Raw genomic sequence first — 26,857 nt, 5'->3', positions numbered from 1 at the left:
TTCCTCCTCTTAGTTTAGAAATTTATCAAGATCCGCTAATTTTTCATCAAGTTTATTCGCTATTTCATCTTCTGAGAGTTCTTGATTTAGTTCTATTTCTAAATGTTTGGGTATGGGGTCAGGAACTTTGACAGGTTCTCGTTTAAACTCTATCGGAATAATACTTTCTAGATAGTTAATTAAAGTTTCTGTTGTTGGATAGTCAAATGCAACCGTAGAAGGCAAAGTACATTCTAAACCCGTTTGCAATCGATTTTTTAATTCAACAGAAGTCAGAGAATCCATTCCTAAATCAAAAAATCCGGTTTTTAGATCTAGTTCTGTAGCTTGAAAGCCGAGAACTTTGGCGATTTCACCTTTTATTAACTTTCCTAATACTGCTCGACGGTTTTTCAGAGGTGTTTGTTGAAGTTGTGGTAGCCAAGACGATAAATTGTCTATTTTTTTAGTTTCAGAAGTTGAACTAAATTCTGCAAAAAAGGGTGTAAGTTTTTTATTTGCTTGTAAAAATTGCGACCAATCAATGGGAATTACTCCAGCTTGTGGGCTAGGTTGTGTGATTAATTGTTCTAATATTTCTAACCCTTGTTTGGGAGAAATCGTCCCAACTCCTTGAAAACTGATGTTAGTTTTGGCTTGATTTGCTGCGGCTCCAATCTCTGACCAAGCTCCCCAATTAATACTTAGTCCAGGTAATCCTAAACCCTGACGATAGTGAGCTAAAGCATCTAAAAATGTGTTAGCAGAAACGTGATTTGCTTGTCCAGGTGAACCTAATAATGCTGTTGCTGAAGAAAAGAGAATAAACAAGTCAAGCGGTTGATTTTGAGTGAACTGATGCAAATTCCAAGCGCCTTGAATTTTAGGAGCCATTACTCGTTCAAATCGTTCGCTGTTGAGTTGCATTAATACGCCATCATCTAGCAGTCCTGCTGCATGAAAGACACCCCGTAAAGGAGGCATAGTTTGTTCTATTTTTTGAAAGATCTCAGCGAGTTGATTTGAGTTAGAAACATCGGCTTTAGCTGTTATAACTTTTGCTCCAGCTTCTTCTAATTGAGTGATTTTTTCTTGAATTACTGAGTCAACAGAACGACGACTGACTAAGACTAAATATTTTGATCCTTTTTTAACTAACCAATCGGCTAATAGTAATCCTAAATCTCCTAAACCTCCGGTAATCAAATAAGTTCCATCACCTGGAATGGGTGAATTGGAAATCACAATTTTACCAATATGTTTGGCTTGTTGCATCTGTAGAAAGGCTTCTTTAGACTTTTGAACTGTAAATACTTTGCGAGGAAGTGGATACAGTTTTTCTTCTTTAAATTGTTGCATAATATGATGCAACATCGATTGAATTAAGTCAGGTTCTTTCTGGCACTGTTCAACTAGATCAATCTGAAAATAGAACGAATTGGGTTTAATTTGATAAACTTGATTATGATTTAAACCGCTTTTTCCGATTTCAACAAAACGTCCATTATCTTTAAGTACCGACAAACTTTTATAATTATATTCACCAGCTAAAGAATTGAGAATAATATCAACACCCTGGCCTTGTGTTCGCTGCATAATTTCATCAGCAAATTCTAAAGTTCGGGAGTTCATAATATGTTTAATTCCTAATGATTTGAGAAATTCCCATTTACTTGGACTGGCTGTTGCAAAGACTTCCGCCCCAGCTTGTTGGGCTAACTGAACTGCTGCTTGACCCACACCCCCTGCGGCAGAATGAATTAAAATTTTGTCTCCTTTAGTTATTTTTGAGAGATGATTTAAAGTGTAATAAGCGGTTAAAAATGTAACCGGAATGGTAGCGGCTTCTTCATAGCTTAAACTTTCAGGAATTTGAGCAACCATTGCTACATTAACCGTCACAAACTGACTGAAACTACCCGCAGCAATTGCTATTACTTGATCTCCAATATTTAAACCGTTAACCTGATCACCGATGCGAACAATTTCCCCTGCACATTCACAGCCTAATAAACCTGCATCTCCGGGATAAAGCCCCAACGTGTTCAGAATATCGCGGAAATTGAGTCCTGTTGCTTTGACTTGAATTTCTACTTCTTTTTTATCAGGTTGACGACGGGGTAAAGAGATTAATTGAAGATTATCTAAGGTTCCTCGTTGAGAAACAGTCAGTTGATAAGGTTCGTTTGGAACCGGCAAAGTTTCAGCGTTTTTAAGTTGACTTAAACGTATTAACCGTCCTACCGAACGAGTATCATTGCGCCAAGCGATTTGATCTTCATTGCTATTTGTTTGTATTTCTTTGAATAAAATTTCAGCCTTATTCTTAATATTATATTTAGCATCTAAATCAATTCTAACACATTTAATTTCTGGATGTTCTAAAGCGATAACTTTACCCATTCCCCAAACAGGTGATTGAACGATTCCTGATAAAGTTCCATTCTCTCCAGTTGAAATTGAACCACTGGTTACTAGCCATAAACTCGGTAATTCTGAGTCTACAGTTTTCACTAAAGACTGAACTATATTTAACGTACTATTCCATCCTAGCCGAGAAGCTATTTTTAATTCCTCAGAACTTATAGCAAGTTTTGCCCCCCTAGCCCCCCAAATTTGGGGGGAACCTTCTGATTCCCTCATTTTTTCAAGTCCCCCATGATTGGGGGATTTAGGGGGCAAGGAATTGGAAAGACTTTCTAAACTCCAGAGGTTGACGACTCCTCGCACCGTAATATTTTGAGTTTGAAGTGTTTCGAGTAGATGGTGATAGTGACTAATATTATTTGAGTCTATCTGAAACTCATTTTGGGTTAACTGTTGATAATCTAAACCAGCAAAAACGAGCGTTGAATGTTCTCCGATTTCTTGTAAACTCTCTGCTAATTTTTGACCAACGCCTTGGCTATCTGCAAAAATTAACCAGTGTTTTTGAGTTGTATTCTCTGCTAATTTATATCGTTCTTTTTGAGCAACAATAACAGTTTGCTGAGAAAAACTATCCGAATCAATTTGTGAGGGTTCAAGTGTTGCAACTTGTTCAAATCCATTTTCTGATAGTAAGTTTTTCCACTGAGAGGCTGAAATTAGAGGATAATTGGGACGGAAATTATCGCTAAATTTCCACCATCCTTCTGTTAAACCAAAGATAATATCTAGCCAGGATAAAGGTTGAGTTCCTTCGAGTAATACCAGCATTCCCCCTGGTGCTAATAATTGCTTGACATGAGCTAAGGTTTGGCGTAAATCTGCGGTGGCGTGTAATACGTTAGCTGCAATAATTATCTGATGACTTTCGGATTTATATCCTTGTAAATTTGGGTCTTTTTCAATGTCTAGAAGTTGATAGCGAACACAGGAATAGTCCTTAAACTTCTGTTCTGCTTTCGTGGTGAACAATGGAGAAACATCTGTAAAAATATATTCAATATTTTCTGTTTTTAAATGGGGTAATATATAGGCTGTTGTTCCGCCAGTTCCCGCCCCAATTTCGAGAACTTTTAGCTTTTGGGTTTGAGGTTGATTTTCTAGAGCTTTTTGAATAACCTTTTCGACTAAGGTATTCATCACTTTTGCTCCGGGTGAGTTTTGATAAAGTTGAGTTAAAAAGCTAACATCTCCACTCGGAAAAAGTAACTGTATGGGGTCTAATTTTCCTTGCAAAACTTCTGCTAAATGAGAGCCACAAGCAGTTAAAAGGGAAAGTTCCGCTTCTATTTCTGGGTCTAGACAGAGTTGGGTTTGAATCTGACTCGGAGAATCTATTTTAATCGGTTCTAGAATAACTTCCCAAGCTAGATTTTTTCTTTGCATAATTCCGGCTTCTGATAATATTTCTAATAGTCGTTCAAATAGACGTTGCTGTTTGCTTGTAATCCCTAATTTATCTGCTAATTCTTGAGATAAAAATTGCTGTTTTGCTGTAAACTCAAACCCCATCTGTCTAAACGCTTGGATAATATAGCTGAGGCTCAAATCTTCCAATTTAGGTAACAGTTGAGCGTATTTTTTAAATTTTGGTTGACTTAAAAATTGGCTAAACTCGGGGACAATCTCATCAAAAATTTCTTGAGTCTGAACTACAAAATTAGTTGCAGATGAACTTAGGGGTTGAGGTTTCCATTCAACGGTATACAACCAATCTTGTAGGTTTGGAATGGAATTTCCTAAAACCGCTTCACGAGTGACCGCTTGAATTTGTAGCTGATTGATTTGTGCAGTAATTTCCCCTTCTGAATTGGCTATTAAAATATCAGCAGAATAAACTTTAGGATTCGATGTAGAATGCAGTTTAACTTGACTCCAAAAGTGATTTTTATCTAGTTTTTTATGAATAATAAGCTGCTTAAGACTTACGGGTAAATAAGTGTCTAACTGTTCCTCTGAAAAGGCTGCACCAACCGCCTGAAAACAAGCATCGAGTAGAATGGGATGAACTTGATAATGGTTCAATTCTTCTACAATAGTTTCAGAGGGGTTAATTTGCGCTAAAACTTGGTTTTCTTTCAAGTCTAATCTGTAGACTTTATCTAAAATTTTAAAAGAATCACCATAGGTTATACCTCGATTTTGATAATTTTGATAAACAGCTTCAACGGTTTGAATTTTTCCTTTTTCTGCTGCTTTAAGATTGAATTTATTTATATTTTTAACTGCATCAGTTTGAATAGCTAACTTTCCACTGGCATGATTCACCCAAACTTGTGAAGCTTCTAGTAAGCTAAAAATTTCAAACTGATAACTTTGATTTTCCTGGGCAGTTAAAATCAGTTGAACTGTTTTTTCTCCATTTTCAGGAAGAATCATAGCCTGATGCAAAACCACATCTTCTAACCCAAAATTATCTGTAGGATTAACTTTGTTTCCCGCAGCTAACGCCATTTCTAAATAAGCTGATGCAGGTAAAATGGCTTGGTCAAATATTCGATGATCTTGAAGAAAATGAGGATAATTTTGACTCAGTTTGCTTTCAAAGTGAATGGTTTGTGAGTTGGCTACATTAAGTTTTTTACCCAGTAAAGGATGAAGATTTTGAGAGTTAGAAGAAAGCCTCATCTCAGGAATATCTTGCCAATAACGTTGGCGTTGGAAAGGATAAGTTGGTAAAGCCACCCGTTGACGAGAATAATCTTTGTCAAACCCTGACCAATTCACTTCGACTCCCGCTACATACAACTGAGATAAACTCGATAATATTGTTTGCCAATTATCTTGTTTAGGGGTGAGAGTTGCTAACCACAATTTATCACTTTTTTCTAAACAACTTTGTCCTAAACTAATCAATGTTGGCTTTGGCCCTATTTCTACAAAAATATCTATTCCTAACTGGTTTAATGTCTCTATTCCCGAAGCAAATTTCACGGACTGACGGAGATGACGACACCAATATTCTGCGGTTGTTATTTCTTCGGTTGCTAATGTTCCCGTAACGTTAGAAACAATATCAATTGACGGCAAATTATACTGAATTTTTTCTGCGACTTCCCTAAACTCGGCTAACATCGGTTCAACAAGACGAGAATGAAACGCATGGGAAACCGGGAGTTTTTGGGTTTTGTATCCTTGTTGATTGAGAGATTCTACGACTTTTTTAACGGCTTTACTTTCACCGGAAATAACGGTATTTTGCGGACTATTAATAACAGCTATGTCTACCTGATTCGGCTGTGACTCAAGACAAGCTTTTACCGTTTTTTCGTCAGCAAAAACCACAATCATTTCGCCATTTTGCCGAAGTTGCTGCATTAAACGGGCGCGAGTGGCAACGAGTTGGAGTCCCTCTTCTAAACTGAAGACTCCCGCAACACAAGCAGCGACATATTCTCCTAAACTATGACCCAGGAGAATATCGGGTTGAATTCCCCAAGATTTCCACAGTTGACAGAGAGAATATTCAACAGCAAATAAAGCAGGTTGAGTGTAGAGAGTTTGATGGACTAAGGGTTGACAATACGGCGAATAAAGCAGGTATAATAACGGGATATCTAAATGATTTTGGAGAAGTTCCGCGCAATGATTGAGAGTGTTTCTGAAGAGGGGTTGAGTTTGATAAAGTTGCAGTGCCATTCCTTCATATTGGCTACCTTGTCCTGTAAATACAAAGGCTATTTTAGGGTGCTTTTTACTTTGAATTTGCTTGTAAAATAGCTCAGGTATTTCTTGTTTAGTAACAAAATCACTCAGAGTTTGACTTAATTTCTGGGGGGTTTGGCTAACAACTGCTAAACGATAGTCAAAGTGAGAACGTCCGGTATTAGCAGTAAAACAAATATCAGCTAACGTTACATCTGAATGAGAGATTAAATAATGATGATAACTTTGGGCTAACTCTTGCAAAGCCTTTTCGGTTTTTGCTGATAAAGTTAACAGATGATAAGAACGTTCAATTGAATTGGGTTCAGCCAAAACTTTCGGTGCATTTTCGACAATTAAATGAACGTTGGTTCCACTCATTCCAAAGGAACTAATTCCAGCAAGCTTTTGTTCAGTTTCAGTTTGCCAAGGTGTCAGTTTCTGTGGCACTTGAACAGGTAATTTTTCCCAAGGAATGAAAGGATTAGGCTGTTGAAAATGGAGATGGGGCGGAATCTTTTGATGCTGTAAACTTAAGACTACTTTAATGAAACTCGCAACTCCGGCTGCTGATTCTAAATGTCCAAAATTTGTTTTAACTGAACCTACATAAAGAGGCTGATTTTTTGAACGTTTTTCTCCCAATACTTTAGCCAGTGCTAATACTTCTATGGGGTCGCCTAATGAGGTTCCGGTACCATGAACTTCTACATATTGAATATCTTCTGATTGAACTTTTGCATTCGCTAAAGCCTGACGAATAACGGCTTCTTGGGCGGAACCATTGGGGGCAGTTAAACCGTTACTTTGACCATCATGGTTAACCGCAGATCCTCTAATTATTGCTAATATATTATCTTGATTTGCAATAGCATCAGATAATCTTTTTAAAATAACAATTCCGCAACCTTCCCCTCTTGAATAACCATCTGCTTTCGCATCAAAGGTCTTACAACGACCATCCGCAGCTAAGGCTTTTAATTTACAAAAACCAATGGTTGCTTCGGGAGATAACATTAAATTAACTCCCCCTGCTAAAGCCAAATTGCACTCTTTATTTCGCAGACTTTGACAAGCAAGATGAATGGCTAATAAAGAAGAAGAACAAGTCGTGTCTAACTGAAGTGTCGGCCCATGAAAACCGAAAACATAAGCAATACGTCCAGCCGCAATACTGCGGGTATTTCCTAAACTACTAAAGGCATCAATTAGAGTTAAATCTCCTGAATTAATATTACGACGAGAATAGTCATCAAAACTAATCCCAATAAAGACTCCAGTTTGACTTCCTCGAAGCTTTTCGGGGGATTGTCCGGCCTGTTCGAGGGCGGTATAACTCACTTCTAACAGTAAACGTTGTTGAGGATCAAGACTAATCGCTTCTCTCGGAGAAATCCCAAAAAATTGCGAATCAAATTGATAAACTTTATCGATAAATCCTCCATAACGGGTATACATTTTACCAGGAATATCGGGGTTTAAATCGTAGTATTTTTCGACATCCCAACGTTGTTTGGGAATTTCTGTAATCGCATCAACACCATTTTTTAATAGTTCCCAATAGGCTTCGGGAGTGTTTGCACCCCCAGGAAAACGACAGCCTAAACCAATAATGGCAATGGCTTCGGTTTGCGTTTCTAGTTGTTGACGGAGATGGCGTATTTCTAGCAGTGCATCTTTGAGGAGTTCTCGATATTCTGTCGATGGGGAATTCTGATTCATTGTCCTAACCTCCCCTTTGTTGTTGCTAGTTCTTGGGCGAGTAACTGTGCCATTTCTACTTCAGAAAGTAAATCAAGATTGTTGAGAGTAGATTTAACTTTTTGTGGTTGTTTTTCCTGCGTTTTTACTGTTTCTTGCTGTGTTCCAGTGGTTAAATGACTGAGATACTGGGCGAGAGATTTAATCGTTGGAAAGTTCCAGGCTATTGTCGCTTCTAAGGGCTGAGAAAGTCCTAATTTTTCTTCTAAATCCTGGGCTAATTCAACCGCCATCACTGAGTCCATTCCATAATCGGCAAAGGCATGAGTAGGGTCTATTTGATGAACAGGTATTTTTAACTTGCGACTCAGCCACTCAATTAACTCATCTTGTAAACGTTCAGTTGATTGAGAAGGGTTAAGATTAGAGAGGGATTTAAAGCAGATTTCTTTATAGTCTTGAGGTGAAACTTTTACTTGAACTTCTCTAATACTTCTTGAATCATATTTTTGAAGTAATTGATCAACTTCCGTGTCTTCACCCGAAAAACTTTGTTCGATTTCTCCAATGCTTTCAATATAACTATAGATTAAATCTGTGGTTTGATTAACTGATCTGACAACAGCATCATTCGGTGTCTGAGAAAGGGCTTGAGTCAGTTTTTGTTCAAAATTTAGCTGTGTCCAATTTAGAGAACGTTTAATTTCTTGAGAGGTCGAATTTAATCCCTTTAAAGCTGCCCATAATATTGCAAAACTTGCTAATTCTCCGACCTGAATTGAAACCCATTGGCGAACTTGTAAGGATGAAAAACAGTCTACAGAAGTGAACTCACGGATTTGTTCAGCCGCCTCTTTAAGTCTTTGATAAACTTCAGGCGCTCCTAACGTTTGACTCATCAATTGTTCTAATTCTTGGCTATTATTAACCACTCGTGAACCGAGAAAGAAATTCAACGTTTCTGTCGGCCCTTCAAAAATCCGTAAAACTCTGGCATCGCGTAAAATATGAGGGGCGAAATTCGTTTCAATATATCCTCGTCCTCCCAATATCTGCACTAAATTATCTGCGGCTTTCCAGAAAAATTCTGCACCTGCGGTTTTGCAAACAGTATAAGCTTCTGCGGGAATAAATTCGCCTTTATCTAATAATTTTGCGATGCGATTAACTAACGTTTCTATCGCCGTAATTCCAGCCGTTAATTCATTTAAACGACTTAAAATAAACGGGTTATTAATCAGGTGTCCGGTAGAAATAACCCGTCGTTGGCTATACCGTAACATCAACTGGGCGCATCGTTTCATTCCGCCAATACTTGCGGCTGCAATTGCCAAACGCCCGTACATCATGGCGTCTTGGGCGACGTTTAACCCCTGACCTGCCTCGCCTAATAGAGAGTCTTTTTCAACTAACACATCATTGAGATAAACCGTATTCTGCACCATGCCCCGCATTCCCATCGTGAGGGCTTCTGGCCCCTGTCGCAGTCCGGGTGTCCCTCGGCGCACCACAAAAGCACTGATTCCGCCTGTTTCCGGGTGTTTGACGAAGACGTTAATCGCCCCGGCCCAAGCCGCAGAACCACTCCAGATTTTTGTCCCGTTGAGTAACCAACCGTCTAAACTGTTACTCGCACTTGACTGAATTGCTTGGGGATTTGACCCGGCTGAGGGTTCGGTGAGGGCAAAAGCGGCGAGTTCTCGACCTGTTGCTAATTGGGGGAGAAGTTCGCTTTTTAAAGTGTTGCTGCCAAATTTGAGAATGGGGCGAATTCCTAATATATTATTGAGTCCAACAAATAGTGCTAAAGTCGTATCAATTGCACCGAGTTGTTCTAATACTTTTAGGGTGTCAACATTGTTTAAACCTAAGCCGCCATACTCATTAGGAACCTGCATTCCTAACAGTCCTTTGTTGCCAAAATCGAGAACAATATGAGGGGGAATACATCGCCGTTCATCTATGAGACGAGAGTTAATATTTTCACTCGCATACTGACGCAACCATTGAATCAATTGATCAGTTTGTTCCGATGAATTATTCGCTTGATTAGGGGAGGAAAACTCAGAATCATTAATAGCATCTAAACGATTTTCTAGATATTGCTCACGACAAGCATAACGTTTAATTTTGCCGCTCGTGGTTTTGGGAATTGTACCGGGTTTCAGGAAAATAACTTCATACACTTGCAGTTGATGATGTTCTGAAATGGCGCGTTTAATTTTTTCAATAGTGTTATTAATATCAAGGGTTTTTAAAGCTGTTCGTTCGACTTCTTGAACGATAACTAAACGTTCTTCGCCTTCAAGTTCGACTCCAAAAGCAGCACCACAACCTAAACGAAAATCTGAACTAATTTTTTGAACGGTTTGTTCGATATCTTGGGGATAATAATTGCGACCTCTAATAATAATTACTTCTTTTAAACGTCCGGTCACAAACAGTTCGTTATTTTTTATAAAACCTAAATCTCCCGTTCTTAAAAATGGCCCTTCTCCCGTTGATAAATAGGCTTTAAAAGTTTGTTGAGTCAGTTCAGTTTTTTTCCAATACCCTTGGGTTACACTTGCCCCAGAGATCCAAATTTCGCCAATTTCTCCCTCTGAACAAGCGGTTAAACTTTCGGGCTGAACAATTTCCAGATTGTAATCAAATTTGACTTGACCACAACTGACTATTTTTTGAGGATGAGCAGAATTTTTAGAACTTAGAATAACTTTATTTTTTGCCAGTGCTGGGGTTTCTATTGTTTCCACAACGACAGGTTTTGATTTCTTCCCACCTGAGACAAATAACGTCGCCTCTGCTAAACCATAGCAAGGATAAAATGCTTCTGAACGAAAGCCACAACTTGCAAAAGTTTCAGCAAAGTTTTCTAAGGTTTTCGCTTGAATCGGTTCAGCCCCTACAAAAGCCACATCCCAACTGCTGAGATCGAGGGTTTTTAATTGTTCGGGTTTGATTTTTCGCAGACAAAGTTGATAGGCAAAGTTAGGAGCGCCGCTCGTTGTTGCTTGATAACGGGAAATAGTTTGTAACCAACGAATCGGTTTTTGGAGAAAATGAACGGGCGACATTAAAATAACAGGAAAACCGCCATAAAAAGGTTGCAAAATTCCTCCGATTAATCCCATATCATGGTAAGGAGGCAACCAAATTACACATCGGCTATTGGCAGTATGTTCAAAGCAATGATGGATGATTTTTGAGTTGTGAAGTAAGTTTTCGTGAGTTAGCATTACCCCTTTAGGGTTTCCCGTTGAACCCGAGGTATATTGTAAAAAGGCGAGGGTTTCAGGAGTAATGTTAACTTCTTCTGTTGAGTAAAAATTTGGGATTAAATGATCTGTGGTGATAATAGAGTTAGCCGCAAATTTTTGAATATTTTCTAATAACGCACTTGTCGTTAAAATAACGCTAGCTTGAGCATCTGCGATAATACTTTGTAAGCGTAAAAGATTGGAGTTGCGCCGAGGGGGATAAGCTGGAACCGCGACAACTCCTGCATAAAAACATCCGAATAAAGCGCAAATATATTCTAAACTGGGTGGGTAGAGTAGAAGGGCGCGTTCTCCTTTTCGCCCCTGAAGTTGGTTGGCGATCGCTCTGGCTTGTTGATCTAAAGCCCCGTAGCTGAGACGAACTTCGTCCATCTCGCCATCTGTGAGAAAGATGAAACCAATGCGATCACTTTGGGTTGCGGCTCGATACTTTAGCAGTTCAACTAAGGTCGTCGCTTGATAAAGGTTTGTTGAGGTAGATTCTAGAAGCTCGATCATTTCTCTCTCTGTGACTTAACCCAAAATATGCGTTTCTTGAGAATTAATCTTAAGTTAAAGCAGAAACTTCAAGATCAGACTTGCTCGGGGTTGGCGTTAAATGGCAGCTTCGATTTCATCTGTGATACACCCGCCCAGTCAAGACTTTTTATATTATTGACATAAATTCTTGTTATTTGCAACCCTAGATGATCAATTAGATTTCCGCCCGTAGTCCCATCGGGACAACACAACGTTTGTGAGTTTAGCCAGAAAAATCGGTGAATGTACCAGGGTGATGCGATTCTCCTTCGCCGAGGCGGCACGAACAGTCGGAAGTTCAAACTTGCTTGTTGAAAATTACTCCTTATATTAAAAGAAAGAGACTTTTGACTTCCCCAAATTTTGACAAGATGTGTACCCCGTCAACTTCGGTTACAGGGAGAAGCAAATCGATCAGAGATCACCGTTGATTAAAACGAACTTCTCAGCTATTTGAGACTTAGTTTTAATAACGGTAGATGAGAGTGTATCACTTTTAGGAGGATTTTGAAAAGACTTTTGTGAAAAATATATGATAAGTCAACTTATAATCTATACAGTGTAAGGGTTTTAGGGGTTTGCAGCTTTCTCCGGTTTGGGCTAGATCTCAGGGTTTCCCACTCAGGCTTCCTCCCCTCTGTTAAAAAATTATTCTCAATAATTTTTAAGATTCTCTCGATCAACCTCAAAGTCCCCCTTTGCTGATTAAGGGGGATTTGGGGGGAGCAATTCTCTTATTGTTTCGCAAAAGAGAAGACAAAATTGGAAAATCCAACAACTTCTCCGGAAATTTTACTCGGGGTTAACGTTCCGCTTAAAACCAGTTTATTACCATTAAATCCGTTCAATTCTAGAGTCACTTCATTTCCTTGTCTGGAGGCTTTTAACGTTCCTTGCTGAAGAATTGTATCTTCCCAAGTATCGTTTTTAGCATTGTACTTAGAACCGTGATGTTTCCAAGTTCCTTGATAGTTGGAACCAGAGTTAGAGAAAACCACAATTTCAAGGATGGTGAGAGCATCATCTCCTTTGGCGTGGAGGTTTCCTTTCCAGTTTCCTTTGAAATCAGGAGAGACTCCAAAATTAGTATTAGGCTGAATTTGCGGCTGAACTGGAGTCCTTTTAATTTGGCTATTCTGAGCCATTCTAGCTAATCCTGGAGTTGGACTCACACTCAAAGCTAATCCAACTAAAAAGGTATTAACTATAGTGAAAGTAACGATGGATTTTTGAGAAAAAAGCATGATTGAGTTCCTCTATTCTTGTGGAGTTTTTTTCCTTCTCTACTGTTTGAATAGGAGGAACCCAAAGCTTTTATGCACTCTCAAAGATTCCAGGCTTCATCTCCTGTTACACAAGACTTTCAGGACTATCTGCGAAAATAATCGTGCTAGAGTTGAGACTCGGATCAATCAGATACTCACTAATACTCTGACTCGCTTCCACTTCCGCTAAGTCTTGAGAACTAATGCCATTTCGGGTTAAAAGTCGATAAGTAACAGGAACGGCGCCTTCTTCACTTTCCTCTGGAGGGAGAGAACTGTCATCAAAAATCGGAACACTAATGCTTGCGGTTTGTGAGGTAATAGTAAACGCGAACCCGGTAAAATCAAAGTCTCCTGTCGGGAAACTTTCACCTCCTGTATAGGAAAGTTCGGTGAGATCGAGTTGAGTCAAAGATCGAGGAAGATCGCTGTCTACAAAGACTCGTAGTCCGTCTTCTGGAGGCGGTTGATTGAGTGAAAATTCAAAGTTTAACCGAGTTCCTTCTGTTTCAATCAATGTGTTTGGACTCGCGCTAAAACTCACTTGAATTAACTCATCTTCTGGTTCAGGATTATCCGGCTGATTTCCATTATCAGAGGGATTTTCAGGAGGTTGATTGTTATTATCATCATTCGGTTCATCTTGATCATCATTATCATTTTCAGAATTGGGATTTTCTTCATTTTCTAGAGGAGAAATATCCAGTTTATTAGCCTCAACATCAAGAACTGCTAAAATTTCATCAGTATCCAACAAGCGAATTTGAGTTAGACCATTTTGTTGGGTGGTTCGGAGTTGATCAAAGGTTAATTCTCCAGCGAGTTCAAAGCTATCTGTTCCGGCTTCAAAACCTACAATGGTATCGGTTCCTTGACCTGTTGAAAGCATAAACTTATCCCGTCCTAACCCGCCAATTAGGGTATCATTTCCTGCATCTCCTGAAAGAAAATCATCTCCTTCACCTCCAAAAATTAAATCATCTCCTTTACCCCCATAAAAGCTATCATTCCCCTCCTCGCCAATTAGTGTATCTTCATCTTGATTTCCAAAAATTAAATCATCTCCTTCACCTCCGATGATAAAATCTCGACGTTGAGAATTTCCGCTTGAAGGATCATCACCAAATAGAGAATCATTTCCTTTTTCTCCAAAAATTACATCATTCCCTAAACCACCAATAATCCGATCATCATCTTCACCTCCAAATAGATTATCATCCTTCTCTAAACCTAAAATAGAATCATTTCCTTGATTTCCAAAAAGCGCGTCGTTTTCTTCGGTTCCAATCAGTTCATTATCTTCTAAATCTCCGAATATTTCTGAGTTAATCTCTGAATTTAGTTCGGGAGTAGGTAATTCAATTTCTATCGGAATAATCGGTTCGGGTTCCGGTTCAGCTTCCAGTTCAGGTTCAGGAGAAAAAGATTCCGGAATAGGAGGAAGTTGGGGAACAACAAACGGTGAAATCAGGAGTTCAAAGCTATCTTGAATTTGATTTGCTTGCGAGTCACTAGCCGTTACAGTAACATTAAATTGTCCGGGTTGTGTGGGAATTCCAACGATTAATCCACTGTTTGAATCAAATTCTAGATTAGCAGGTAAACCTGTTACTGAATAGGTTATAAGATCGTTCTCAGGATCACTAAAATTTTGACTGAGATTGAGACTAAATCCTAGCTGTTGTAATCCAGCTTGATCAGGGATAGGGGTTGTTAAAGTAGGAGGTTGGTTGGTTGAATCATCAGGAGTTTCATCAATATCCTCGTCAGGATTCTCTCCCAAATCATCAGGATTTTCATCAATATCCTCGTCAGGATTCTCTCCCGAATCATCAGGATTTTCATCAATATCCTCATCAGGATTCTCTCCCGAATCATCAGGATTTTCATCAATATCCTCGTCAGGATTCTCTCCCGAATCATCAGGATTTTCATCAATAAATGTAATTGAAATCGGAGTATAATCTTCTGCTAGGTTATAATTTTCACTTTCTACTAATTGAAAACTAATAACTTGTTCTTCTTCGTCAAGAACATCTTGAAAAATGGGTAAACTAATACTAGCATTCTGTTCAAGAATGGTAATAGCAAAAGCAAAAAAATCTTCATTGGGTGAAACATCATTAATATTTCCAATTCCTGATGAGTTAACATTGGATAAATAAAACTGAGTAAACCCTTGAGGAGTATTACTTTCCAAAATCACCGTAATCCCTTCTTGCGCTGGAGGTTCGCTGAGTTCAAAGTTAAAAGTTAACTCAGTAGATTCAGTTTCGATTAACGTTTCAGGAGTTGCCGTGAAGCTAATAGTAGGAATATTCGGAGGAATATTAGGCGGTTCTCCAACTGTTAAGTTAACGGTAGCAATATTAGAATTGTCGGTTCCATCGTTTACTTGATAGGTGAAACTATCGCTTCCAGTAAAATCTAAATTGGGTGTATAATTAAATGTTCCATCTGGATTGAAGGTTAAACTTCCATTACTTGGTTCAGTAATTAAAGTAGCCGTGAGTTCATCGCCATCATCATCGATATCATTGCTAATAATTCCCTCCGTTAGATTAACTGTTAAAACGGTTTCAAATGGAGTGGTATAGTTATCATCCGTCGCAACTGGAGGAATATTAGGCGCTTCTCCAACTGTTAGATTAACGGTAGCAATATTAGAATTGTCGGTTCCATCGTTTACTTGATAGGTGAAACTATCGCTTCCAGTAAAATCTAAATTGGGTGTATAATTAAATGTTCCATCTGGATTGAAGGTTAAACTTCCATTACTTGGTTCAGTAATTAAAGTAGCCGTGAGTTCATCGCCATCATCATCGATATCATTGCTAATAATTCCCTCCGTTAGATTAACCGTTAAAACAGTTTCAAAAGGAGTTGTGTAATCATCGTTGTCCGCAACCGGAGGACTATTGAGTTGAGATGCTGTATCGGCTAAATTTAAAGTAATTTGACTCGCATTCGCATCAATACTATAAGCGTCGTTTTCTACCAAAAAAAATGTCGTCTCTTCTACGCCAATATCATTATTTCGGTTAAAATTTGGATCGTTAGGTGGGAGATCGTCGTCATCAAAAATAGGTAAGATAATTGTGGCGGTGTTATCAAGAATTCTAAAATCAAATCCGCTATTGTCAGCATTTCCTCTAATAATTTGACCTCCAGTAACTTCGGGAGGAGGTATCAAAATATTAAAGTCACCCAAAGCAAAGGGAGTGTCGTTATCGAGAGTGATGACAACTCCATCATCGGGAATTTCTCCCTCAACGTTAAAAGTAATGGTGGTTGCGCTTCCTTCATCTTCAATTAAAATTGATGGGTCAGCCGTGATACCGATTGTGATAGCCATTTTTCAAATTCCGTTGCGTTATTGAATCAAACCTGTCAGAATAGATTAGCTCTAGCTGAGAATGAGTAGCAACAGTAGAATACCATGATTCAGAACGATTGAGTCGATATCTCGATAAAATTCCAATTTCGGGACACTTGAAATTCTCATTTCGAGTATCCTATGAGTTTGTCTGTCTGAATTTACTCAGAAACCCAATTTCTGACTGGAACTTAAACTTTTATAAATATTTTTATAACAGAAAATCCAGTTCTATAATTTCAAAACTACTAATTTTCAAAGCCACTAATTTTATGAGAACGTTTACTATTCTTTGGTTTGGACAGTTAGTTTCAGCAATTGGTAGCACAATGACTTATTTTGCCAGTGTTATCTGGATGTGGTCATTGAGTGAATCGGCGACAACGTTATCTCTAGGTGGCTTTTTTGGAATTGCTACTAGCCTTGTTCTAACGCTGTTTTCAGGGATTATTGTAGATCGGGTAAACCGTAAACTGTTAATTTTAGTTTCGGATTTAGTTGCAGGTTTATCAACAGTTGTTTTATTATTCTTGGCTTTAACAAATAGCTTAGAAATTTGGCATCTTTATATTGCGATTGCGATTAATACTCCCTTTAATCAAATTCAAATTTTAGCTTATCAAGCCTCAATTTCTCTGTTAGTTTCTCCCCAAAATTATACTCGCGCTACCAGTATGGGAGCCGCTCTTAATTATGGTTCAAGTATTCTCGCTCCCGCTTTAGCAGGAATATTTTATCCAGTCATTGGATTTGAGGGAGTTTTGATCATTGATATTTTTACTTTTATCATTGCGATCGCCACTTTACTACTGACAGTTATTCCTCAACCTCAACCCTCTAATTCAAACAATCTATCTGAACAAACGATTGGGAAACAAATCACCTTTGGATTTTCCTATGTTTGGCAGAAATCAGGTTTATTAGCATTATTAACAGTTACAACTTTATTTGGATTTGCTCACGATATTGGCGCTGCAATTTATGAGCCAATGATATTAGCGCGTAGTGGCGGAGATAGCAATATATTAGGATTTGCGGCATCTGCGGCAGGTGCAGGAGGAATTACAGGTGCGATTATTGTTACGATTTGGGGAGGAACAAAACGCCGAATTAATGGGGTATTATTGGCGATGATGGGAGCAGGAATCAGTAAAACAATATTTGGTTTAGGTGAAACCGCTTTTGTTTGGATTCCTGCCCAATTTTGTTCTTCGTTGAATTTTCCCTTAATGGGAAGTTCAGATACTTCGATTTGGTTAACTCAAGTTTCACCTGATATTCAAGGACGAATTTTAGCCATGCGATCGCTCATGCGTCAAAGTGTTTCTGCTGTTGCGTATTTAATAGCAGGGCCTTTAGCAGACTATATCTTTGAACCCGCAATGCAGCCCGGAGGCGTTTTATCACCCTTTTTTAGCCCTATATTTGGCAGTGAAAAAGGAGCAGGAATCGCCCTTTTATATGTTATGAGTTCGGTGGGATTATTGCTCCTTGGATTTTGGGGATTTCAATTAAAACCGTTGAAAACGGTTGAAAAAGAAGTTAGTTCACTTTCAGCAAACGGCTAACTTGGTATTGTTCGACAGCTTTGGGTTTAACCTGTTCACCGGATCTCAGTAAACTGAGAACTTTTCCGCTCAATTTAACTCTCGCTGTGTAAGCTCCTTGAACTGTATTTTCTGGGGAATTGTATTCAATAATAACATCAACCCAGATCGCTTTTTGTTCAAGTTTTTTTCGTAAAATTTTAGCTTGAGGGAGAGGAATCAATCGTAAAATCTGTTTCAAAATGTAGATGAAAATACCACCTTGATCTTGAGCAATAACACGACCTGATTTATGATAATTTAACCAATTCCAACCTTCTTTATCCCAGATTTCTCGTTCGGCTATTTGAGCAAATTTGACCAAACCAGACCATCCCCGATAATAGGGTTTTAAATCTACTAAATTTCCTTCTTGATGAATGAGTAAATCGAGGATATCAGACTCTAAATGACCCCAAAACCGACCCGAAGGAAAATCAATTAAAGTCGGGGCAAATTGATGACCGCCAAAATGATTTGTTTGCCAAATTCTTAGCTTTTTTTGAGAATTAGCAGCATAGTTTTGACGGAGTTCTTGATAAAGCGGATAACCAAACCGACCACAAGCCCGATCCACTTGAGTATGAGTACAAACTAAAATCTCTCGAATATCTTGAGTATTTTGGCGATAGTGTTCAAATTTTTCTAACTTCTGAGGTTGAATTAACAGTGCATGAATCACTGAACTAAGTTGATCTTCAGGAAACAGATATTCCTGTTTTTCAAACTCAGAAAATAATACAGTTGAACGACAGTAATGAAAAATCCTAACATAACCTGGTTTAGAATAGTCTTCATCGGGAACAACTAACAGGGGTCTTAGCATAATTTTAGGGTTGAGCTGTTCCCACTGTTTCAACACTTCAACAATAGGCTGAAGCCTAGAATTATTTTTCCAGGGGTTACTTGTCCAAGGCTGAGGAACTTCTACAATTAACCATTGTTCAACGGTGGGTGCAGTACCAATCGGATCGGCTCCATTCGCTTTAGAAAAAACGTTACAATAGGTGCATTCGGTTTGATTTTCTACCAGTTCTGATGTGATCATAATGTTGAATCCTTTGAATTATAAAATGAGTTAGTGAACGTGACCTTTTATTTTTAAAACATTGAAGCCATTACTCCCGAACTTCAGAAGTTTTGAACGCCTTAAATTCTGCATTTTTGAGTTTATTTTTTTTCAGGATATATATCGCTACAGTTGCAGCTAAACTATACAAACTGACTAACATTAAAATTGCAAATTCTTCAAAAGGCCATTCAAAACTGAGTCCTTCTCCGAGCCAAAATGTACCTAACGCCGTGAGTAAAATTCCGGCACAAAGTTTAATTAAAACTTCAGGAAGCTTGAGTAAATATTGATGGAGTAATGTAACTAAACCCAGGGAGAAAACTAGGGCTAAAATAGTTGCACTCATTGCTTCTTTCCACGCCCCAGAAGCCAAGCCTAATGTTGTCACAATAATGGCGACTTCTAAGCCTTCTAAAGCGGCACTTTTTGCCATGATCATAAAGTTCAAGGGACTAAAACTTTGCGGTTCCGTTTCGATGGAAATTCCTTCAGCTTCTAGGGGATCATCACTCATCCAGCCTGCGCGTTTTCCTTTGGCTTGTCGCAAAACGGACTTTTTCACCCATCCCCAGCCGAACCAGATGAGGAGACTACCAATAACTATTTGCAATAAGGATAAGGGGATAAACTGCAAACTGCTACCCAGAGCGATCGCTACGACAGCCACTACCGTCAACCCGGCGACAGTTCCCCAGATCGCCTCTCGTGCATAGCCGGAACGGGCGATCGCATAAGCAATCGCTGCCGTTTCCAAGAACTCAACACTGGCACTCCCCGCCGCCGCTAAAAAGATACTCCAGTTCATCTTGTTTACAATTATTCTCAATATAGCTATGGTATTATACAGGGAGATTGGTCAAAAAACCAGATTTCGCTCAATTTTTCTGCTTGACCTTTTTTGAGAGTTAATCTGTATAGCACTCTAGCATTGGAAATTTCTTGTGTTGAAAGGCTTTTCATCCATAAAATTAGGCGCATTCAAATTAGGGGTAATAGCCCTCATGGTTGCCGCCATTGTGGTGGGTGTCACTAAACAGCAATTGACCTCTGACTACGACCATCCTCTGTTGTAAAGGCTTTCAAACATGACAACAATACAAAACTTTAATCATTGGCTGACTTGTCCTGAACCTAATCCCAAAGCAAAATTACGCTTATTTTGTTTTCATTATGCTGGCGGCGGAGCGTTAATTTTTCGCAACTGGTCAGCTTATTTTTCTCCCAATATTGAACTCTGTGCGGTTGAACTTCCGGGGCGAGGAAAACGTCTGCGTGAACCGCCCTATACTCAACTTAAACCTCTCATAGAAGCGTTAACTTTAGCTATTCATTCTTATTTAGATAAACCCTTTGTTTTCTTGGGTCACAGTATGGGAGGATTAGTCTGTTTTGAATTAGCGCGTCAACTGCGTCGAGAATATGGTCTTAGTCCCCAACATTTGTTTGTTTCGGGGTGTCGTGCGCCGCAAATTCCTGATCCCGATCCCCCCATTCATCAGTTATCAAATCCTGAGTTTATCGAAGAATTACGGCGTTACAATGGTACCCCAGAAGCCGTTTTACAAAATCAAGAGTTAATGGATTTATTATTACCCAGTTTACGGGCAGATTTTGCAGTTTTAGAAACCTATACCTATCAGTCAGAACCCCCATTAACCTTTGATATTACAGCATTCTATGGTTTAGAAGATAAACAAGTGAGTCAAGCAGAGATGCAAGCTTGGGAACAGCAAACAACGGCTGATTTTTGTTTAAAAACTCTCCCAGGAGATCATTTCTTTCTGCATTCTCATCAATCGCTTTTACTCCAGTTACTTAACCTCAGAATCAACTCTATTTTAAGAGAGTTAATTCGGTTATCTTAAACTGTTCTTATATTAAATTGAAAAAAAATGCTAGATATAGCAGTGATCACTGGTATCTTTACAAAGAGCAAGCCTAATTTAACCACAAAGACACAAAGAACACAAAGAAGCTATATCAATCAGGGAAAAGAGGGCGGGTTTATGTAGATTGTTGCGGAGAAGACATAGATTTGTTCGGAACCCGCCCCTACAATATTTTTAATTCCACAAATTAAGCACTTCTCAACGCAACAATCGGGTCAAGTTTGGCTGCTTGTTTAGCCGGAAATACCCCAAAAAACAACCCAATTCCCCCAGAAACACTCACCGCAACGGCAATAGCAATCGGTGAAACTCCAGCCGATAAAGGCGTTAACATTCCGATGATAAATATACCGCCAACTCCAACTGTTGTGCCGATTAATCCTCCCACAGCCGATAAAATTACAGCTTCAATAATAAACTGCATCAAAATATCCCGTTGAGAAGCACCAATTGCTTTTCGCAGTCCGATTTCTTGAGTTCGTTCAGTAACAGAAACCAGCATAATATTCATAATCCCAATTCCGCCTACAAACAGAGAAATAGCTGCTGTTGCTGCCAATAATATTGTCAACGCCCCGGTAATTTTACTGAGTCTTTCCATCAACTCTTTTTGACTTTGAACGGTAAAATCATCTTCGTTTGTAATTTTATGTCGCAGTCTCAATAAATTTTCAATCTGAAATTGAGCCGCTTTCATTTTAGATTGATCTTCTACAGAAACCGAAATAAAAGTGACTTGAATACCATAAGGTGAAGTTTTTCCAACAATTCGATTAGCCATCGTTGTCACCGGAATAAAAGCATTCATATCTTGATTATTTCCGAGCGTTGAACCTTTAGCCTGCATGACCCCAACGACTTGTAAACTAATATTTTTGAGTCGCACCGATTTTCCTAAAGGGTCTTCATTGCCAAATAATTGTTCAGCAATTTCTGAACCCAAAGCAACAACTTGTTCATTCCGTTTTAAATCTAAATCGCTAATAAATCGTCCTCTAGCCACATCAAAACCCCGAACCGTTAGATATTCAGGAGTCGCCCCAACTAAAGCAGCAGAAGAATTTTTTCCACGATAAGACATGAGTTCACTTCCCGTTATAGAAGGAGCAACTTCTTTAACAGTAGGAACCTGTTCAGCAATAGCTTCCGCATCTTCTAAGACTAAAGTTTGAGGCGGATAAACCGGACGACTTTGGGCTTCAGGACTTCCAGGCAGAACAAACAACACATTCGGCCCAAAAGAATTGACCTGTTGACTGACAAATTCTTGAGCGCCTTCTCCGACTCCAATCATCCCAATAACAGAAGCATTTCCAATAATAATCCCCAACATTGTTAAACTACTTCGCATTTTATGAGCGAGTAGAGTTTGGGTTGCCATTTTAACCTGTTCTAGAAAATTCATTTGTAATGGATAAGTTGATTGTAACGGATGGGTTGATTTTGGTTTTTTGGGGTTTTGGCTTTTTTAACGGATGAGTTTATTTGTAGAAGTCTAAGCCAATAGATTCCACTTTTTTTACTTGATAATGTCTTCTAACGTTTGATTTTCTGGTAATTCAACAAAAACGCGATCACCTGTTTGTACACCTTGAAGAATCTGAATTTGATTCCCTAACGTGGAACCCGTTGTCACCGGATGAAATTCCGGTTTATTTTCTTCATCGGGCATTAAAACCCCCGTTTCTCCTTGATGGGTGACAATAGCAACCGTCGGAACAACGAGTGAATTTTTGAGAGTTTCTCCTACAAACTTGAGATCAACATTCATCCCAGACTGAAGTTTTTCTTTGCCTGTACTAATTTCAATTCTGGCTTGAAACAAAGTAACATCTTGTTCTTTTACCGCTTCCGGTGCGATTAACTGCACTTGTCCTGCAAACACTTGATCCGGGTAAGCATCCGCAACAATTTCTACTTTTTGATTGGGTTTAATTTGCCCAATATCCGCTTCCGGAATTTTGGCTAAAACTTCTAAATCTTTTGCCAAGGCTACAATCGAAGTTGAAGTCGCAGAAGTCGCATCAGATGCCGAAGTTGCAGGGGTAACAAACGCCCCTTCTACTGCATAACGTTGGGCAATAATTCCCGCAAAAGGAGCGCGAACTTCTGTATCTTTTAACTGAGTTTGATAATACTGAACAGAGGCTTCTGCTTCGGCAACTTCAGCTTCGGCACCTGCAATTTCTTCAGGTCGAGTTCCATTTAATAATTCATTGAGTTGACTTTGGGCTTCAGCAACTTCAGCTTGAACTTGAGCAATTTCTTCAGGACGCGCCCCATTTTGCAATTGTCGCAAGGCTTGACGTTCCATGTCAACCGTTGCTTGTAATTGTTCTATTTGAGTTTTTCGACTTTGTTGAAGTTGTTCTAAACGTCTTTGAGATTCCTCTACAATCGCACTCAATCGCCGTTCATTTTGTCGATATTCTTCGAGTTCATCTTGAGAAATTGCGCCCTGTTCTCGTAAATTTTTATAGCGATTAACCCGTTCATTAGCCAGTTCTAATTCCGCTTCATTCGCTTCAATTCTTGATCGAGCTTGAGCAATTTCTTCTTCAAGACTTCCCGAACGAGCATCCGCTAATCTTGCTTCTGCTTCATTTAATTTCGCTTGAGCTTGAGCAATTTCTTCGGAACGAGTTCCCGCTTCTAATTCAGCTAAACGGGCTTGAGTTTGATTTAACCTCGCTTCGGCTGCTGCAATTTCTTCGGGACGACTTCCGGTTTTGAGTTTTTGTAAGTTAGCTTTTACTCTAACTAATTGCGCTTTTGCTTGTAATAATTGCGCCTCTATTTCGCCACTTTCCATACGGGCAATCAGTTGACCCACTTGCACGCGATCGCCTTGTTCAACGTATAATTGAGCCAAGCGTCCTTGTGTTTTTGGACTGAGATTTACTCGCCGTACAGGTTGTACCACTCCACTGGCTGTAATTCGCACGGTAATTTCTTTAGCTTCCACAGGAACCGTTAAAGTTTCGATAAGTTCAGGTGTCACTTGAACTCGATTTTGCACCCAATAAACTGACACAGGAACAGCTAATAAGACCGTTGAAACAGGCCCAATTAACCAGACAATATTGAAACTTGACATTAAACTCCATCAATGCTTAGATCGACTTTTATTAAGGTATTTTGCTGCAATTAGGAGTCTGTATAATCTATTTACTGTCAGCTTGCCGTTTAAACCGAATCAAAAATCCACCCACTAAAACCACCCCAAACGCCGATAATATTCCCGGTTCAGGTACGGATGCAATCGGTTCTTGAGCTTCACGCCAAGCCCGAAAAATGGGATTACTGATATTATCTAAATCTCGTGAATTAATCAACTCGATATAAATCACATTATCCGTCGGAGAATAGAATAAATTTGAGCGATGGGCTAACGTTAAACCTCGATGACCATACCATTGTCTAATCGGACTTTCTAACACCCCAATTCCTAAACCATAAGCATCATAATTATTAGAATCAATCGGTTTAACCACAGTCAACATTTCTGCCAAAGATTCAGGTTCTAAAAGATCCCCAGTCAACAAACCTGCAATAAATCGTGCCATATCTGTTGGGTTAGAAACCATCGCACCTGCCGCCCAAGCCCAAGATAAATTAGCCTGAGAAATATTATTAAACGTGCCATCTTGATCAAAATCCCAATAAGCATCAACATAGCCTCCCGGAATGTCTTCTTCCTCCGCAAAAAAGGTATTATTTAACGCTAAAGGTTCAAGAACCCGAGAACGAATTTCAGCCGCAATATTCGATTGAGTTGCCGTTTCTACAATTAACCCCAATAAAATCACATTCGTATTAGAATATTCCCAAGATTCACCTGGCGAAAAATAGGGTTCTTGATTGCTAATAAAAGTCAAAAGTTCTTCCGGTTGCCATTCTTGTAAAAATATACCCGGATTTCTTTGGGCTTGAAAGAACAACGGCAGAGTATAATCAACAATTCCACTCGTATGATTTAACAATTGACGAATCGTAATCTGTTCAGCATTGGGAACATTTTCTAACACTTGAGACGGCAACCATTCATCTAAAGTATCTTCAAGCGTTAGCATTCCTTCTTCTACTAATTGTAAAACCGTTGTCGCCACAAAAATCTTAGTAATACTCCCAATTTCAAATCGATCTTCAACCGTTAACGGGGTTTGAGTTTCTAGCTGTGAAAACCCACTCGTTCCTAACCAAGTTCCTCTCGGGCTAATAATTGCCATAAAAGCCCCCGGAATATCATCCGTTGTTTCAGCAAAGATGAGATCGAGTTCTTCAGCAAGATCATCGGAAACTGTATTCGTAAAAGAACTACGATTAACAACTTCTAACAAGAAAGGATTTTCACTAATATCCTCAACTAACGATGCCGATTTAACATCTTTTGCTAATCCTAGAAAAATTGTGATCGCAATTCCAATCAATACAGGTACTTTAATTCTGAGATTTGACAAATTCACTAAAGTTAGACTCCTCAATTCTATAAAAAAACAGTACAATTTTTTACGGTAGTCGCATCAAACAAAAATCTTTCCAAAAAAAACTCATACTCCTTTAGTGGAGGGACTTGTGAAAAGCAATTTTCTTCATCCAAGTCTTGAAATAACGAGGCCCACTCCATTCTCGCAACGGTAGCATCACAGCAACCCAAAGATTGTTATAGTTCTCGCCTGTGGCTAACCCTGTTGCGGGGAACTCACCTTTACGGGGTCGATAGTAAGTCCCGAATACAATATCCCAAAAAGGGAAAAACGCCGCAAAGTTTTTATCGAGATGTTTCTCTTCAAAAGAATGATGAATCCGATGATGTTGAGGCCCAGTAATCAACGGAGAAAACCCGCCCAATTCCAGCCGCAGATTCATATGAATAAACTGCAACCAAAGAATCTCAATAAACGCCAAAATCCCAATTTCAAGACCCTCAAACTGAAACAGAATTCCCATCGGAACACTCAAAAACAGAAGAATTAGCGGGTCTTCTAGCCAATGGACTCTCTGGGTACTCGTAACATTTAGGGAGACTTCGCTGTGGTGAAACTTGTGCTGTTCCCACAAAAACGGTTTAGTGTGTTGACAGCGATGAAACCAATAGTAAAAAAAGTCAGTAATTCCCAGGTAAAGTAAACCCACGCCAATATATTCCCATAAGCTTCGCGGGGCAGGTATAGCAATGTAGGGTGCATTTAGCCAGCCTTGTGTTAATGTCACAATAGACCCGATACCTGCTGCTCTAATTAACAGGATAATCAAGCTGTAGAGAACATACCATCTCAGGTTAAACCACAGGTGGCGCAGGGGTTGACGGGGTTCAGCCGGATGTAGACGTTCAACGACGATGAACAAGCCGTACATCACAAAAGCCGTTAAAAGATATTTGATAAAGCCTATCGGTGCAGCCAGCCATTCCATCAGATCTCTAGTTAATGAGGATGAATGTCAATAAGTATAGTAAACCATATGAGATGAGTTGACAAAATATTGGCGATCGCTCGGTCAACAGCGTGATCACAAGCTTCTCTAGAGATCAAGATTCAAAGTTCAAGAGATGACCCGTGATTGAAAAAGTAGACGGGGTATCGAGAAAAATACTCAGCGTTTGTCACCCCGTTAAAGAATTGACACCCTCTTCTAATTCAAGTATTGTTGGAGCATTGCGATCGCCAGAAATATCTCCATCGACGGCTTCATCATAGAAACTTTCAACCGGAGTTGGAGTTGGTGTAGAATCTGCTATATCTTGAAGGGTAATTGCTACAGAACTCGCATCAGGATCTAAAGTTAATCCAACACCTGCTTCGACAGTAAAAGTAATGGTTTCGCTACCTTCTTCCTCGTTATCAGTAAAGACTGGTAAACTAATGCTTGCTGTTTGTTCGGTTAGTCGTAAAGTAAAACCATCCGTATTATCACTCACACTAACAATTTGCGCCCCGGAAAATTGAGTTGCAAATACATCAAATTCCCCGAGTGAATTAATCATATCGCTGCTCAAAGTAACGATAATTCCTTCTGCTGGGGGCGGTTCGTCGAGGTTAAAATTGAGCGTTAATAGGGTTTGTTCTGCTTCAATTAGAGTTGTGGGAGTTGCAGTTAATGAAAGTGTTGGCATAA

The 26,857-nt window shown here is 39.2% G+C and carries 13 protein-coding genes; 2 read left to right on the top strand and 11 right to left on the bottom strand.

Going from position 1 to position 26,857, the window contains the following annotated elements:
* Nucleotides 1-9: 9 nt before the first annotated feature.
* The 4 genes from WN50_RS13925 to WN50_RS13910 form a co-directional block, all read right to left on the bottom strand.
* Entirely contained in the window at nucleotides 10-7,773 is a 7,764-nt protein-coding gene (locus WN50_RS13925; protein WP_046276736.1) for a type I polyketide synthase, read from the bottom strand.
* Complete coding sequence (locus WN50_RS13920; RefSeq protein WP_046276737.1) at nucleotides 7,770-11,531, bottom strand: AMP-binding protein; 3,762 nt, start codon at nucleotides 11,529-11,531, stop codon at nucleotides 7,770-7,772. The genes WN50_RS13925 and WN50_RS13920 overlap by 4 nt, the downstream gene beginning before the upstream one ends.
* A gap of 755 nt (nucleotides 11,532-12,286) precedes the next feature.
* Nucleotides 12,287-12,796: a hypothetical protein gene (locus WN50_RS13915; RefSeq protein ID WP_046276738.1), complete on the bottom strand. Its 510-nt coding sequence runs from the start codon at nucleotides 12,794-12,796 to the stop codon at nucleotides 12,287-12,289.
* A gap of 106 nt (nucleotides 12,797-12,902) precedes the next feature.
* Nucleotides 12,903-16,172, bottom strand: a complete 3,270-nt coding sequence (locus WN50_RS13910) for an Ig-like domain-containing protein (RefSeq protein ID WP_049559487.1) — start codon at nucleotides 16,170-16,172, stop codon at nucleotides 12,903-12,905.
* Between the two features lie 293 nt (nucleotides 16,173-16,465).
* Here WN50_RS13910 and WN50_RS13905 point away from each other — a divergent pair, with 293 nt between their 5' ends.
* On the top strand, nucleotides 16,466-17,761 hold the full coding sequence (locus tag WN50_RS13905) for an MFS transporter (RefSeq protein WP_046279822.1): 1,296 nt from the start codon (nucleotides 16,466-16,468) through the stop codon (nucleotides 17,759-17,761).
* Here the strand turns inward: WN50_RS13905 and WN50_RS13900 are convergent.
* A complete protein-coding gene (locus WN50_RS13900) occupies nucleotides 17,736-18,827 on the bottom strand; it encodes a ferredoxin family protein (RefSeq protein WP_046279821.1) in 1,092 nt (363 codons plus the stop codon). The two genes, WN50_RS13905 and WN50_RS13900, sit on opposite strands and share 26 nt — an antisense overlap.
* A 70-nt stretch (nucleotides 18,828-18,897) precedes the next feature.
* The gene (locus tag WN50_RS13895) at nucleotides 18,898-19,656 is read right to left on the bottom strand and encodes a COG4280 domain-containing protein (RefSeq protein ID WP_046279820.1); all 759 of its coding nucleotides are present in this window, start codon (nucleotides 19,654-19,656) and stop codon (nucleotides 18,898-18,900) included.
* Nucleotides 19,657-19,936: 280 nt separating this feature from the next.
* Between WN50_RS13895 and WN50_RS13890 the strand changes: the two genes are divergently transcribed.
* Nucleotides 19,937-20,716: a thioesterase II family protein gene (locus WN50_RS13890; RefSeq protein ID WP_046279819.1), complete on the top strand. Its 780-nt coding sequence runs from the start codon at nucleotides 19,937-19,939 to the stop codon at nucleotides 20,714-20,716.
* A gap of 211 nt (nucleotides 20,717-20,927) precedes the next feature.
* On the opposite strand, the gene WN50_RS13885 is transcribed toward WN50_RS13890, so the two are convergent.
* The 5 genes from WN50_RS13885 to WN50_RS13865 form a co-directional block, all read right to left on the bottom strand.
* Complete coding sequence (locus WN50_RS13885; protein ID WP_046279818.1) at nucleotides 20,928-22,145, bottom strand: ABC transporter permease; 1,218 nt, start codon at nucleotides 22,143-22,145, stop codon at nucleotides 20,928-20,930.
* A gap of 114 nt (nucleotides 22,146-22,259) precedes the next feature.
* The gene (locus tag WN50_RS13880; protein WP_046279817.1) at nucleotides 22,260-23,837 is read right to left on the bottom strand and encodes an efflux RND transporter periplasmic adaptor subunit; all 1,578 of its coding nucleotides are present in this window, start codon (nucleotides 23,835-23,837) and stop codon (nucleotides 22,260-22,262) included.
* A 67-nt stretch (nucleotides 23,838-23,904) separates the two neighbouring features.
* Nucleotides 23,905-25,206: a serine hydrolase domain-containing protein gene (locus WN50_RS13875; RefSeq protein ID WP_053221511.1), complete on the bottom strand. Its 1,302-nt coding sequence runs from the start codon at nucleotides 25,204-25,206 to the stop codon at nucleotides 23,905-23,907.
* Nucleotides 25,207-25,300: 94 nt separating this feature from the next.
* A complete protein-coding gene (locus tag WN50_RS13870; protein WP_046279816.1) occupies nucleotides 25,301-26,155 on the bottom strand; it encodes a sterol desaturase family protein in 855 nt (284 codons plus the stop codon).
* 190 nt (nucleotides 26,156-26,345) lie between these two features.
* Complete coding sequence (locus WN50_RS13865) at nucleotides 26,346-26,855, bottom strand: hypothetical protein (RefSeq protein WP_046279815.1); 510 nt, start codon at nucleotides 26,853-26,855, stop codon at nucleotides 26,346-26,348.
* Nucleotides 26,856-26,857 lie beyond the last annotated feature (2 nt).

The sequence above is a fragment of the Limnoraphis robusta CS-951 genome (assembly GCF_000972705.2).
The sequence above is the reverse complement of the archived record's forward strand: the minus strand, read 5'-3'. Positions and strand labels throughout refer to the sequence as shown.